Genomic DNA, 12,915 nt, shown 5'->3' with positions numbered 1-12,915 from the left:
GCATACAGGTGTTGCAACTCTTATCTAGAGCGGCGGAGGGACTGGCCCGATGAAGCCCGGCAACCACCACAACCAAAAGTTGTGGAGAGGTGCCAATTCCTGCAGGAGACTTCGGTTTCCTGAGAGATGAGAGGAGCGCACGCGTCGGGTCGACTCGTGTACCGCTCCTCTCAGGAGCGGTTTTTTTGATGGCTTCAAAAGGCAGCGGAGTTGAGTTGCCCACATTTCAAATGGAGAAGGAGACAAGAAACATGACCGAGAGACAGTGGGGATTTGAAACCATCACGTTGCACGGCGGCTTTACCGGCGACCCAGCGACCAACGCAGTGGCTGTGCCCATCTATCAGACCTCTTCCTACCAATTCAACAACTCGGAGCACGCTGCGAATCTGTTTGCGCTCAAAGAACCAGGCAACATCTACACTCGCATCATGAACCCGACCCAGGACGTGTTTGAACAGCGTATTGCGGCGCTTGAGGGCGGTGTTGCGGCGCTCGCGGTCGCTTCCGGACAGGCGGCAATCACGCTCGCGATTATCAACATTGCGGGCGCTGGCGACCACATTGTGAGTTCGACCAACTTGTACGGAGGAACCTACAACCTGTTTAATGTCACGCTGCGTCGGCTTGGCATTGACGTGACGTTCGTCGACCCAACCGACCTGGCAGCGGTCGCAGCTGCGATTCGCCCGAACACGAAGGCCGTGTACGCGGAGACGATTGGTAACCCCCGCATCGACGTGCTTGATATCGAGGCGTTTGCAGAGGTTGCTCACAGCGCGGGCGTTCCCCTGATCATTGATAATACGTTCGCGACGCCGTACCTGTGCCGCCCAGTCGAGCACGGTGCAGACGTCGTGATTCACTCGGCGACGAAGTTCATCGGGGGGCACGGCACCTCCATTGGCGGTGTCATTGTCGATGGCGGCAAGTTCAACTGGGACAACGGCAAGTTCCCAACCTTGGTGGAGCCCGACGAGAGCTACCACGGCGTGTCGTACGTCCGCGATGTTGGGGCGCCTGCGTACGTGGTCAAAGCGCGTGTGCAACTGTTGCGCGACCTCGGACCAGCCGTGGCACCGCTCAACTCCTTTTTGTTCATTCAGGGTCTCGAGACGCTCGCCCTGCGGATGGAGCGGCACTGTCAAAACGCGCAAGCGGTCGCGGAGTTCCTTGATGCACACGAGCAAGTCGAGTGGGTGCAGTACCCGGGGCTCGCGTCGAGTCCGTACCGCGACCTGTCGAAGAAGTATCTGCCGAAGGGCCAAGGTGCGATTCTAACGTTTGGCATCAGAGGCGGCGTCGAAGCCGGTGTTTCGTTCATTGATCACCTTGAGTTGTTCAAACACCTGGCGAACGTGGGCGATGCGAAGAGCCTCGTGATACATCCGGCGAGCACCACGCACCAGCAACTGTCGCCAGCAGAACAGGTCGCGGCAGGTGTAGCGCCGAACCTCGTGCGGTTGTCGATTGGCATTGAGACGGTAGATGACATCCTCGCTGACCTCGACCAAGCGCTGCAGGCCGCCAAGCAGGCGCATACCGCCTGACTGAAGCTGTAGTGGAAGCTGTGACTGAAGTAGCTTAGATAAACTGCTAGTTGGCAGTGGTTCGCCGAAGGGAGGGAGTCGATTGGCGGTGGACGCACACACAGAGCGGGTGCAGAGCGTGAATCACTCAGTGGATGTGCCTTACCGCCACGGTGTCGAGCGGCTCGAAGCGTTTCGCTTTGAGTCTGGGGAAGTGCTTCCGTATGTAGAGATCGCGTACGAAGCTTGGGGGACCTTGTCCCCCACCCGCGACAACGTGGTCGTCATTTGCCACGCCCTGACCGGGGATGCACACGCAGGCCCGGGCAACCCGGACGGCTGGTGGAGTGGGCTCATCGGCCCAGGCAAGTTGCTCGACACAAACACTTCGTTCGTTCTCGCGAGCAATGTGCTCGGTGGCTGTGCGGGATCGACAGGACCGTCGTCGCTAGCGGCTGACGGACAGCCGTATGCGCTGCGCTTCCCGCTTGTGACCGTGCGCGACATCGTGCGCGCACAAGTCCGGTTAACTGAGCAACTTGGTGTCGAGCGCGTGCAGTTGGTCATCGGCGGTTCACTTGGCGGCATGCAGGCGTGGGAGTGGCCGCTTGTGGCGCCAGGGCGGGTCGAGCACACCGTGGTCGTCGCAGCGCACGCTGCATTTCCTCCGCTTGCGATTGGGTATAACCAGGCTATGCGTCAGGCGATTGTCAATGACCCAGACTGGCAGCAGGGCAACTATTATGGCACAGGTCGGGTTCCGTCGGCAGGGCTGAACGTTGCGCGCGCCATTGGGATGCTGACGTACCGCACCGACGAACTGTACCTGGCTCGGTTTGGACGGGATGGCAGGGCGAGTGCCGCGGTTGCTCCGGGGGAACAACCGGACCCGCTGTGGTTCGAGGTGGGTCGAGAACGTGCAACGCTTTCACCGCTCGCAGCCTTTACAGAACCGCAATTCGCGGTGGAGTCCTACCTGCAGTATCAGGGTGAGAAGCTGCTGCGGCGGTTTGACGCAAACAGCTACCTGTATCTATCGCGGGCGATGGACAGTCACGACATCGGGCGCGGCCGCGGCGGCGTCCCTCAAGCTCTGCGGCACTTGGAGTCTCAGTTGACGGTGGTCGCGATCGACAGTGACTACCTGTACGGTGCACAGACGCTGAAGCAAACAGCCGAAGTAGCCCGTCACAGCGGTGTTGACTGCGAGTACTTAGAACTCTCGTCGGCCTACGGGCACGACGCCTTCTTGCTCGAACAGTCGCGGGTAGCGGCCTTGATTGCGGGTCGTCTGCGAGGTCATCGCTCATGAGCGCACAGAGAGTTGAACGCAGAATTCGCATCGGTCTCTTGGGCTGTGGCGTTGTCGGTGCTGGTGTGGTCTGGGCAGTGGAACAGAGTAAACACAGAGTGGCCTGCAGGACCGGGGTGGAACTCGAGGTCGTGCGCATCGCGGTGCGCGACGTCGACCGGGCGCGTCCTCAGCACGTCGATCCGCTACTCCTCACCGCCAACTGGAAAGATGTTGTCACCGCTTCAGATGTCGATGTTGTAGTCGAGGCGATGGGAGGTCTGTCGCCGGCAGAAGACGCCATCTCCTTGGCGCTTCGCTCCGGCAAACACGTGGTGACTGCGAATAAACAACTGCTCGCCGCGCGTGGTGAGGTGCTGTCGGAGCTCGCGACGTCGACCGGCCGTGCGCTCTTGTTCGACGCGGCGGTGGGTGCGGCGATTCCGGTGTTGCATGTGCTGGACAGTTATTATGGCGCCAATCACATTTTCGGGCTGCGTGGGATTGTCAACGGCACGAGTAACTACATCCTGACGCAGATGGATCACGATGGGCTGTCGTTCGCGCAGGCGCTTGCAGAGGCGCAGGCGGCGGGGTATGCCGAGGCGGACCCGACGGCGGACGTCGATGGTTGGGACGCCCTCGCCAAGTTGCAGGTCTTGACTCGTACGGCCTTTGGCCTAAGCGTCCCGGCAGACGCAGTTGCACGCAGCGGAATAGCTAGCGTACGGCGTGAAGATTTGGCTCTCGCCGCGGAACTCGGGTGGAAGCTGAAGCATGTCGTTGAAGTGATACTGCAGGGTGGTCCAATCCGAGCACGTGTAGGCCTTGCCCTAGTTGCGCCAAGTGATTTGTTGTACGGTATTGACGGAGTCCACAACGGGTTGGTGGTTTCGAGTGATTTGGCGGGAGACCTGTTGTTCGCAGGCGCAGGTGCGGGTGCAGAGCCAACGGCGAGCGCCATTGTCGAGGATGTGCTGAAGGCTGTCGAGCAGGTGGGCGGAGCAACACGTGCAGCGACCGCTTCGACGCTTGGCACCACGCGGCCCATGGGCGCTGGCAGTGTACAGACTGTGAAGTTCACGGAGCCCACTGCGCGCGCTGTCGTCGTAACGCTGCAAACGAGCGGCAACAACCGGTTCGGGGGCAGAGCTGGAGCAGAGCTGCTTTACCACAAGTTGGCCGCGCAGCCAGGACTGTTGGTCGAGCAGGTGCAGCCAATCGCGACAACCCACGCGCAAGCGGCGTGGGTTGTCACTGGGGAGCTCGTACCGACTGTGGTACAGCAAGTGGCGCAGGCGCTCTGGCATGTGCCGGCGAGCGGCTACCCTGTCTACGGAACAGTGTTGCCGCTCGACGGTGCCGCTGCGTTTTGCGAACCAGTGCGATTGCCCTCCGGATTAAGTTGAATGTATCCCGTCTTTCCATCCGCGCTAACGTGAATCTCTGCTACGCGGTACAGTGTCCCAGCCATGTTCACCTGGCCTGTTGCCGCGTAAGTTTGTCCCGATGAGCCGCCTTGTTGCTGTGGGGCGGCTTTTGTCGTGGCTTGGAACTGGTGTCTGAGCTGTCCGTTCTGATAGAGCAGAGCCACGTAGAAGCCTTGACTCGTCCGCGCGAGCGCCCAACCGGTCTGTGTGTTTGCGGCGCGAGCCATGTTCACTGGAATCCGGACGTCCTTCCCCACGAACGTGTAGTGCGCAGGTGGAGTGACAGTCGGAACCTTCTGGTGTTCGACGAGATAAAAGCCGACAGCGACCACGATGAGAAGCACCCAACTGAGTCTGCCGTTTCTGCGCTGTCTCATCACACGTCCGTGTTGCAGTGCAGATGCAGCGGTGAGAGAACGCGCAGATTCTCTGCAAGCGCATAGCCAGCTGTGGTTCCGGCGGCTTCTGCCTGCGTTTGAAAGTAGTATTGGTACATCGACCATGTCGAATCTGGAAACTGGCTCTTGTGGGCCGCAATCGCTTGCATCTTGCGCTCCCACGTAGTTGTCACGTCGACCTGCGTGTTTGGCTTCGCTGTAAACGTGAACACCACGCGTTCAACTGTGTGCGCTAGCAGACCGGCGTCCGTCTGCTCCGGACTGATGTTCGGCATGCCTGAGAACAAAGCTGCTGCTGCCACAGACTGGCCAACTGTCCGATGTGCAGGGTGTGACTCATATAGCAGCCACGGGTCAACGGTCACAAGTGTGTCTGGTCGGTGCACGCGGATGGCGCGGATGACAGCGTCTTGCACTTGAGCCGGGTCTAGCAATGCACGGTCTGGAAAGGCAAGCCACTCATAGTTCTGCACGCCGATGAGCGCTCCCGCCGCAGCTTGTTCCTTGCGGCGAAGGGCGGCAAGTTCTGTTTCAGATGTGCGGACCGGACTGCCTGCGCCTCCGTCCGTCACAGTCAGGTATGTGATTTCTGCACCTTGGTCGGCGAGTCGCGCGAGTGTGCCGCCGCAAGAGATGTCCATGTCGTCAGGGTGCGGTTGCACACAGAGCACACGTTTGGCGTCTAACAGCTGCGGTATAGGCATCAGATCGTAAATCGTCATGGCGAAGCCTCCTGTCAGGTCCCGGCATGTAGGTAGTGGTGTCTGGACTCATCATAGCACGCGCGTTCGAACAAACGATAAGTCCAAGGATGAGTTCACGCATTTTGCTGTGACTGAACACTCGCACAATCGTCTGACGTGTGGTAGGACGCTAGTAAGAGTGCTAGACTTCAGGGAGAGTCAGCAACCGAATACTCCGCCTTTATGTACTGGAATGCGGCGGAATCAGAGGCGATCAGATGGGACAGCAGGAAGGAACACACAGCTTACCGGAACTGTTGGCGAAGTCTGTGCAAGCGCATGCATCGAGGACGGCGTTGCTTGACCCAAACACATCTGGCGGGTATGACGCGTGGACGTACACAGAGTTTTGGCGTGATATCCGCAGAGTGGCTCGGCAACTCGAGACGGTCGGTGTCGGTCCGGACGATTTGGTCGGGTTGCTCGCCGAGAGCCGTGCTTGGTGGCCAATCACGGATTTTGCCGTGATGGGTCTAGGAGCCGTCGTGGTACCAGTCTATCCGAGTTTGACTGGACCGCAAATCGAGTACATCGTCAATCAATCTCAGATGAGCGGGATCTTCTTGCAAGATGTAAAGCAACTGGCTAAACTGTTGGAGCTTCCGACCGATTCCATGCCAGGTTTGCGGTTCGTTGTACTCTACGAAGACCCGGAAGATGAGCATGCAGTGGACGTAGTGGGCAACGCTAGGCAGCGCTGGCAAGTGGAATTGTTTTGTGCGTGGCAGACCGCAGAAGAAGCATTTTCGGAGGCGGAATGGGAAGCTCACTACAGGAACTTGACGCGGGACCAGCTTGCGACCATTGTCTACACGTCAGGAACAACTGGGAACCCGAAGGGCACGATGCTCACCCACGGCAACCTGCTGTCGAATGTGGAGGGTATCTCTGCGATGATCGCCTTGCGGGCGACGGACCGTTCCCTCTCCTACCTTCCTTTGTCGCACATATTCGAACGAACGGCCGGTCAATTTGTACCGTTTTCAGTTGGAGCATCAATTGCTTATTCGCGTGGGATTCAGTTCATTTCCGAAGACTTTCAACGTATGCCACCCACTGTGTTTACGACAGTTCCACGTCTCCTTGAAAAATTGCAAGAGCAAGTGCTTCGTCAAGTCGAACAAGGTAGCGCGAGGCGCAAAAGGATATTTGAACGCGCGCTGAAAGCGGGTACAGCGGCTCGCGTGGACGGGGCCCGTGTCGGGTCCTGGCGGCTCTCTTTGTACGACCGCGTGGTGTTTGAACGGATTCGTCAGGCCACCGGCGGACACATCCGCTTGATCGTGACGGGCGGCGCACCACTGCCACTCTATGTGGCGAAGTTTTTCACAGCTATCGGCCTCACGGTCGTCGAAGGTTACGGTATGACCGAGACATCACCAGTGATTGCGGTCAACCGGCCGGAGGCTCCGCGCCTTGGATTCGCAGGGCAAGTTCTGGCCAATGTGGCGGCGCGCATCGCCGAAGACGGAGAACTGCTGGTGCGCGGGCCGAGCATTTCGCCAGGGTACTGGCGCGATGCGGCAGCGACGGCAGAGGCAATTGACGCAGACGGTTGGCTGCACACTGGCGATATCGGAGAGTTGACGGATGACGGCTACCTGCGTATCACCGACCGCAAAAAGAGCCTGATCATTCTTTCTACTGGCAAGAAAGTCGTTCCCGCTGCGGTTGAAGCGGAAATTCTGAAAGACCCGTTTATCGACCAGGTCATGATTGTCGGGCAAAACCGCAAGTATGTGAGCGCAATTGTCGTACCGAACCAAGAGGTGCTCGGGGACGCACGACTAGAGGAGACAGACAGGGAGGTCGCGGCCGGCCGCGACCGTGCACAGACTGAGGCGCAGACTGCGCAATTCGCTGCGGGCGGTGACCGGGCAGAATTTTTGCTGCAGCGAATTCAGGCGGACACTGCAAATCTGGCGCGCTTTGAACAACCCAAGAAAGTGATTGTGGCGAACGAGCCATTCACGGTGGAAAACGGCTTATTGACGCCAACCTTGAAAGTGCGAACACGGGACGTGACGAAGCGCTACGAAGCGGAGATCGATGCGCTGTACGAACAAGATTGAGTCAACGGGCCGCACCTGTTTTCACGAGGTGCGGCCAAACTATGCCTTCTGGACCTGTCTGACAGTGGTGATGCGACGCGTTTGCCAAGTGGTGTAGAGTTGATTAGAGTACCACTTGTCCAAACAGCCGGGTGTCAGCAGAGCGACCATAGACAGCACAATGACCAGGAGTGTGGATGGAATTGCAACAAGCCCGAGAGTTGAAGCGCGGCCGGACATGGCGAAGAAGGCCTAAGGCTGGCCGACCCGTGCAGCCGCCGACAGAGCAGCAACTGCTCAAGGGTCTGAACCCGGAACAACGCCATGCTGTATTGACGACGGAAGGACCTGTATTGGTTGTCGCGGGCGCTGGCAGTGGCAAGACGAGTGTTCTGACGCGCCGCATCGCTTACCTGCTGACTGTGAAACAGGTGCCTGTCCACGAAATCCTCGCCATTACCTTTACGAATAAAGCCGCACGGGAAATGCGTGAACGGCTCACGGCCCTCGTGGGCGACGCCGCGCATGACTTGTGGATGGGCACCTTTCACAGCATCGCGGTGCGCATTCTGCGCCGAGAAGCGGAGCAGATTGGTTACACGCACGCATTTACCATTTTGGACGCCGATGACCAGACAAAGGCTGTGTCTCAGGCGATGGTTGACCTTAACTTTGACCTGAAAAAGTTTGATCCACGCGCCATCCAGTTCATCATATCCCGCTGGAAGAATGAGCTTCGGCCGGGCAGTGAGGTCAAACGCAAGCAAGCCGCCAAGAACTTGAATGAATCCGTGGCTGCAGACGTGTACGAAGTCTATCAGGCGAGGCTGTTTGGGGCGAATGCCATGGACTTCGACGACCTCATTTTGAACACAGTCGCGCTCTTCGCGAACCACGGTGAGGTGCGCGAACGCTATCAGGAAAAGTTTCGCTACGTGCACGTCGACGAGTACCAAGACACGAACAAAGCTCAGTATCAGTTGGTTCGCTTGTTAGCCGACAAGTACCGAAACGTCTGCGCGGTCGGTGACTCCGACCAGGCGATTTACGCGTGGCGCGGTGCCGACATCCGGAACATCCTCGACTTTGAACGCGACTACCCAGATGCCACAGTGGTCACGCTGGAGACGAATTACCGGTCCACGGCCGTGATCCTCGAAGCGGCAAACGCCGTCATCGCGAACAACACCCAAAGAAAGGAAAAAAACCTACGCGCCGTGCGTGGCAAGGGCGAACCGATCATCGTCTGCGCACTCACAGATGGAGAAGACGAGGCTCGGTATGTCGCGGAACAAGTCGCCGCGCACGTTACGGACGGAGGTCAGTACGGTGACTGCGCGGTGCTCTACCGAGCGAACGCGCAGTCGCGTGTTGTCGAAGAGGCGTTTATGGAGCAGGCTATCCCATACACGATTGTCGGTGGGTTGACGTTTTACGACAGGCGCGAAATTAAGGATGTGTTCGCCTACCTGCGCGTGCTCGTCAATCCGCAGGATGAAATATCGCTACTGCGCGTCATCAACACGCCAAAGCGCGGACTCGGAGAACAGACGGTTCGACGCTTGCTCGACTTTGCTCATGCACAGGAAGTCACACTGCTCGAGGCTTTGGCGCGTGCCCGTGAGGTGGGGTTAAAATCTGAGGCAACCGAGGCAGCCGAGCGGTTTGCAGCTGCCCTCCGGGAACTCATGCTGTGGATGGAAGGCATGCCTGTGACAGACTACCTCGCTGAGGTGTTGCATGCTACGGGCTATCGGGCAATGTACGAAAGCAGCAGTAAACAAGAGGACCAGCAGCGGCTTGAAAACATCAACGAGTTGTTCAGTGTGACTCAGTCCTTTGACCGACGCAGGCACGGCACGCTGTTGGAGTTCCTCGCGGAGGTTTCGCTGTTGTCGGAGGTTGACAAGGAGAAAGGCAAGCCAGAGAACGCTGTGCGACTGATGACATTGCACGCAAGTAAGGGCCTTGAGTTCCCGGTGGTGTTCCTGATTGGCATGGAAGAGTCGGTGTTTCCGCATGCCCGTTCGCTCGACGACGAGGCGGGACTCGAAGAAGAGCGTAACCTCTGTTACGTCGGAATTACACGCGCCAAAGACAGGCTTCATCTCACACATTGCAGTGAACGGACGCTGTTTGGGCAAGTTTCACTGCGAGATCCTTCGAGGTTTCTGGATGAACTGCCAGACACACACACCACACGTGTCTTTCTCACCAATGACGTCCTGTACGACTGGAAGTCCGGCGATCGCATCAGGCATCCGCAGTACGGGGAAGGCATTGTGCTGTCCGTCCGCGACAACGCTGAGGATGGAGCACAGATTGAAGCGATGTTTCACCCATCTGTCGGCCTGAAGGTATTTCCGAAGCGTTACGCAAGGCCCGTGCAGCGTACTGAGTGATGGGTTTGCCTGCTCCACGCAGCTGTCATTTACTAACGCCCGTTAGTCCTTTAGAATAATCGTAGGTTACTGTATATCGGCATAGGGGGCAGGTTCCTTGTTGCGGTGGATTATCACTTTGGCAATTGTCGTCGTTCTGGCCGGCGTGTGGGTATGGATGTTTCTCGTGGCTCGGCGGCGGCAGAAAGCGTTTGATCAACAGTACGAAGCAGCCAGAGAGCGAAGAGAAGTGTTCGTGCTGAACAAACGCATTGTCAAAGAGCGCGGTCAAACGCGTTTGACCAAGTACACCAAGTTTAAGAACTATCAGGTCGTGGGTCGCATCACGGTGTCGCAGTCCATCCGTGGCGTGCAGATGAACAAGGCGCAGAATGTGACGTTCCGAACCACGAAGACGGAGTACGACAAAATCCAGCCGAACCGGCGCTACAAGGTGGATGTCGCCGGGAACTACATTGGCTACGTTGTCGCGCCAATTGGTAAGCCGAAGACCAAAGACAGCGGTTCTAGCAGCGTGCAGACTGGGACGAAAAAACGCTCCTGGTTTAGCCGACGTCCTTCCGCCGCTGCGGCGCAGAAGGAACAAAAGGGAAAAGGGAAGTCTGCCAAGGACAAGGCCTGAACTTGTTTTGAGACCCCATACAGCGCCCGAAGACTCCCTGAGTCTTGGGCGTTTGTCACGATCAGCAGTTCGCCAATGACATTCGCCCGCACGCTTGCATAGGCTGAAGGGAACGTACCACTCGTGCAGTCATGCACCAGGGAGGTCATCAGCCGCATGCAACAAAAACCAGCACGTCGTAGGACGGCACAGGCACGCGGACAGGCGACGCGGCCGGCAGCGGCCAAGAAGCGCGCGCCGCGCCGCTCTGGGAAAACCGTCGCAAAGAAGCCGATTGCACTGACGTATCGCCCACGGACTCCGCAGGACGATGAGTATATGGTGCAATTGACCGAGGAACAACTCGGCGCCGTCCACCAGCAGGCGTTCGCAGAACCGTTTCCCCGCGACCAGTTCCTGCGCTACCTTCGCTCCGGGGCACCTACGTATCTGATTGAGCAAGATGGCAAGCGGATCGGTTATTACTCGTACTTGGTGGGTCCAGACGCGAAGATGCATATCAGCGCTCTTGTGATTGAACCGACGTATCAGTCAGACGGCGTCGGAACGCAGGTCATGAAGCGCCTGGAAGACGAAGCGCGGGCGGCCGGCGTTCAGGTGTTGGAGGTCTTTGTCCAGAGTTCAAATGAGCGTAGCCTGGCGTTTACGCGCAAACTTGGCTTCACCGAAGCGTTCCGAGTTGATCCGAACACCACCTGCTTTCAGAAGCTTATCAGCACGGCTGGAGCAGCCAGCAGAGCACAACCGGCACAACCGCCCGGTCCCCCATTTGGGTACGGGCAACCCGCACAGCTTCCACCTGGGTCTGCGCCCTACGGCATGCCGCCACAGTACGGTGCTCCAGGTGTAGCGGGACCTGGACAGATGCGCGCTGTTCCTGGGTATGGGCCACAACCCGACCAATTCCAGGCCCCGGTTCCCCCACAGCAACAGGGTCTGCAGGCTGGGGTGCAGAGCGGCGGACAACGGATAGAATGGTAGTGAGGGGGTGCCCACCACTTCGCGAGGAGTGGCTGGGCACTCTCCACAAAAGGGGGAGTACGCTGTGGAAACAGTGGATGTGGACAAGCCTCAACCGGAGCGCGTTCGTTGCAGGTGGGTGACGGATGCCGCGTTGGCGCAATACCATGATGTCGAGTGGGGACAACGGCCTGCGACAGATGCAGACTGGTTCGAACGGGTTGTGTTGGAAACCTTTCAGGCGGGGTTGAGTTGGCGGACGATATTGCTCAAGCGACCAGCGTTCCGCAGAGGATTTGCGCAGTTCGAGGTGAACCGTGTGGCGGCGTTTGGCGAGGAAGATGTGGCGCGCCTGATGGCGGACCCGGGGATTGTGCGCAACCGGAAAAAAGTCGAGTCGGCGTTACAAAACGCCCGGATTGCGCAAAGCTTGATCAGGGAATACGGGTCGCTCGGTCGGTTTTTTACTAGCCTGCCAGTGTCCGACTTGCTCCGTGTACTTCAAAAGACTTTTCGCTTTGTCGGACCCACGACCGCAGAGAGCATTGCGATTGCAACGGGCCTGTTGCCAGCACCGCACGACCACGAGTGTTGGCTTGCCCACCAGAGTCACGGGTGAGACCATCAAACGTCAGTCGTATCTTCTGCTGCGTCGCCGTTGCGGTGCCAGCATCGTTAGCGCGGAGAGGCCGGCGAGACCTGCAACAACGTATAGGGTCCGACTGACGGTACTGATTGGACCGCCAAAGGCTAGTGCAATCGCATCCACTCCAAAGAGCCCGACACACAACCAGTTGAGCGCGCCGAGAATGGCGAACGCCAGCGCAGTTCGACTCAATCGGCATCCTCCTTTTGCGCTTCAGTATGTCTCCCTGGCTCTTGACCTATCCTGTCTGAAGACACTTGTTGCCCTTGTGGATGATGTCCGACAGTTGCTCCCTGTGACGGCATGACGTGCAGAGGTGGACTTGGCAGCTGCATTTGTCCTGGCATCTGCATTTCAAATGGCGGGGTTGGCCGATTGACCGGCTTGGCCGCAGTTTTCTCCGCTGCTGCCATACGCGTTTCAAACCACGCTTGTAAGTCGTCAAGTTGATGGCGAATTGAGTCAAGCTGACCGAGTTGTTTTTTCGCTTCGCGCAGTTCTTGGAGGACTGCTTGGTAGTCCGACTTGCGGATGCGCGTGCGCACGTCCTGTTTGCGGCCGCGAGCAGGGCGGGGCAGGCTCTGAACCGGCGGCGCGGCGCGGCGCACAGGCGGCCTTATCGCCTTTGTATCTCTGTTCGTCGACTTCCCTTGTGAACGTGTCGACTTCGCTGGCGCCGACACAGCTCCCATCTCCGTCTCACCTTCCGGGCTTGTTATTCGCCCTCTGCGCTCGGCCTCGGTGCGCTCGCGGGCCTCATCCCAGGCGCGCAGCAGCATCGGGATCCATTTGAACCGCTCTAGTCGTTGCATGGGAAGCCCGTCCTTTCGCTTCATATTTTCA

At 58.4% G+C, this 12,915-nt stretch carries 12 protein-coding genes and 1 riboswitch; of the genes, 8 read left to right on the top strand and 4 right to left on the bottom strand.

Features of this window, described 5'->3' with window-relative positions:
* The first annotated feature begins 17 nt into the window (after positions 1-17).
* Positions 18-133, top strand: a riboswitch (SAM riboswitch).
* Between the two features lie 97 nt (positions 134-230).
* The 3 genes from JC200_RS05895 to JC200_RS05885 all read left to right on the top strand — a co-directional run bounded on the left by JC200_RS05895 (position 231) and on the right by JC200_RS05885 (position 4,229).
* Positions 231-1,550, top strand: coding sequence for a homocysteine synthase (locus JC200_RS05895; protein ID WP_274436475.1), 1,320 nt, complete (start codon positions 231-233; stop codon positions 1,548-1,550).
* 88 nt (positions 1,551-1,638) lie between these two features.
* Positions 1,639-2,841, top strand: a complete 1,203-nt coding sequence (metX, locus tag JC200_RS05890) for a homoserine O-acetyltransferase MetX (RefSeq protein WP_274436474.1) — start codon at positions 1,639-1,641, stop codon at positions 2,839-2,841.
* Positions 2,838-4,229: a homoserine dehydrogenase gene (locus JC200_RS05885; RefSeq protein ID WP_274435266.1), complete on the top strand. Its 1,392-nt coding sequence runs from the start codon at positions 2,838-2,840 to the stop codon at positions 4,227-4,229. Before metX ends, JC200_RS05885 begins: the two co-directional genes overlap by 4 nt.
* Here the strand turns inward: JC200_RS05885 and JC200_RS05880 are convergent.
* Positions 4,154-4,627, bottom strand: coding sequence for a hypothetical protein (locus JC200_RS05880; protein ID WP_274435265.1), 474 nt, complete (start codon positions 4,625-4,627; stop codon positions 4,154-4,156). The genes JC200_RS05885 and JC200_RS05880 overlap by 76 nt on opposite strands.
* Complete coding sequence (locus tag JC200_RS05875; RefSeq protein ID WP_274435264.1) at positions 4,627-5,370, bottom strand: PIG-L deacetylase family protein; 744 nt, start codon at positions 5,368-5,370, stop codon at positions 4,627-4,629. The genes JC200_RS05880 and JC200_RS05875 overlap by 1 nt, the downstream gene beginning before the upstream one ends.
* A 239-nt stretch (positions 5,371-5,609) precedes the next feature.
* On the opposite strand from JC200_RS05875, the gene JC200_RS05870 reads away from it, so the two are divergent.
* From JC200_RS05870 to JC200_RS05850, 5 genes are all read left to right on the top strand, one after another.
* The gene (locus JC200_RS05870) at positions 5,610-7,463 is read left to right on the top strand and encodes an AMP-dependent synthetase/ligase (protein ID WP_274435263.1); all 1,854 of its coding nucleotides are present in this window, start codon (positions 5,610-5,612) and stop codon (positions 7,461-7,463) included.
* Between the two features lie 248 nt (positions 7,464-7,711).
* Positions 7,712-9,844: an ATP-dependent helicase gene (locus JC200_RS05865; RefSeq protein ID WP_274436473.1), complete on the top strand. Its 2,133-nt coding sequence runs from the start codon at positions 7,712-7,714 to the stop codon at positions 9,842-9,844.
* Between the two features lie 97 nt (positions 9,845-9,941).
* Positions 9,942-10,466: a hypothetical protein gene (locus tag JC200_RS05860; RefSeq protein ID WP_274435262.1), complete on the top strand. Its 525-nt coding sequence runs from the start codon at positions 9,942-9,944 to the stop codon at positions 10,464-10,466.
* A gap of 156 nt (positions 10,467-10,622) precedes the next feature.
* Positions 10,623-11,447 (top strand): GNAT family N-acetyltransferase, encoded by an 825-nt coding sequence (locus JC200_RS05855; protein ID WP_274435260.1) that lies wholly within the window; start codon positions 10,623-10,625, stop codon positions 11,445-11,447.
* A gap of 64 nt (positions 11,448-11,511) precedes the next feature.
* The gene (locus JC200_RS05850) at positions 11,512-12,045 is read left to right on the top strand and encodes a DNA-3-methyladenine glycosylase I (protein WP_274435258.1); all 534 of its coding nucleotides are present in this window, start codon (positions 11,512-11,514) and stop codon (positions 12,043-12,045) included.
* A 12-nt stretch (positions 12,046-12,057) separates the two neighbouring features.
* Here JC200_RS05850 and JC200_RS05845 read toward each other — a convergent pair whose 3' ends face one another.
* On the bottom strand, positions 12,058-12,264 hold the full coding sequence (locus tag JC200_RS05845; protein ID WP_274435257.1) for a DUF378 domain-containing protein: 207 nt from the start codon (positions 12,262-12,264) through the stop codon (positions 12,058-12,060).
* The gene (locus tag JC200_RS05840; protein WP_274435256.1) at positions 12,261-12,884 is read right to left on the bottom strand and encodes a hypothetical protein; all 624 of its coding nucleotides are present in this window, start codon (positions 12,882-12,884) and stop codon (positions 12,261-12,263) included. The genes JC200_RS05845 and JC200_RS05840 overlap by 4 nt, the downstream gene beginning before the upstream one ends.
* Positions 12,885-12,915: the final 31 nt, after the last annotated feature.

This window comes from Alicyclobacillus sp. ALC3 (assembly GCF_028751195.1).
Lineage (GTDB): Bacteria > Bacillota > Bacilli > Alicyclobacillales > Alicyclobacillaceae > Alicyclobacillus_L.
This window is presented reverse-complemented; position numbering and strand designations above follow the sequence as displayed.

What these genes read in the sequence shown, in the direction of transcription:
- JC200_RS05840 (WP_274435256.1), bottom strand. Translation starts at nt 12,884, where the DNA reads ATGCAACGACTAGAGCGGTTCAAATGGATCCCGATGCTGCTGCGCGCC.
- JC200_RS05895 (WP_274436475.1), top strand. Translation starts at nt 231, where the DNA reads ATGGAGAAGGAGACAAGAAACATGACCGAGAGACAGTGGGGATTTGAA.
- JC200_RS05855 (WP_274435260.1), top strand. Translation starts at nt 10,623, where the DNA reads ATGCAACAAAAACCAGCACGTCGTAGGACGGCACAGGCACGCGGACAG.
- JC200_RS05880 (WP_274435265.1), bottom strand. Translation starts at nt 4,627, where the DNA reads ATGAGACAGCGCAGAAACGGCAGACTCAGTTGGGTGCTTCTCATCGTG.
- JC200_RS05885 (WP_274435266.1), top strand. Translation starts at nt 2,838, where the DNA reads ATGAGCGCACAGAGAGTTGAACGCAGAATTCGCATCGGTCTCTTGGGC.
- JC200_RS05870 (WP_274435263.1), top strand. Translation starts at nt 5,610, where the DNA reads ATGGGACAGCAGGAAGGAACACACAGCTTACCGGAACTGTTGGCGAAG.
- JC200_RS05875 (WP_274435264.1), bottom strand. Translation starts at nt 5,370, where the DNA reads ATGACGATTTACGATCTGATGCCTATACCGCAGCTGTTAGACGCCAAA.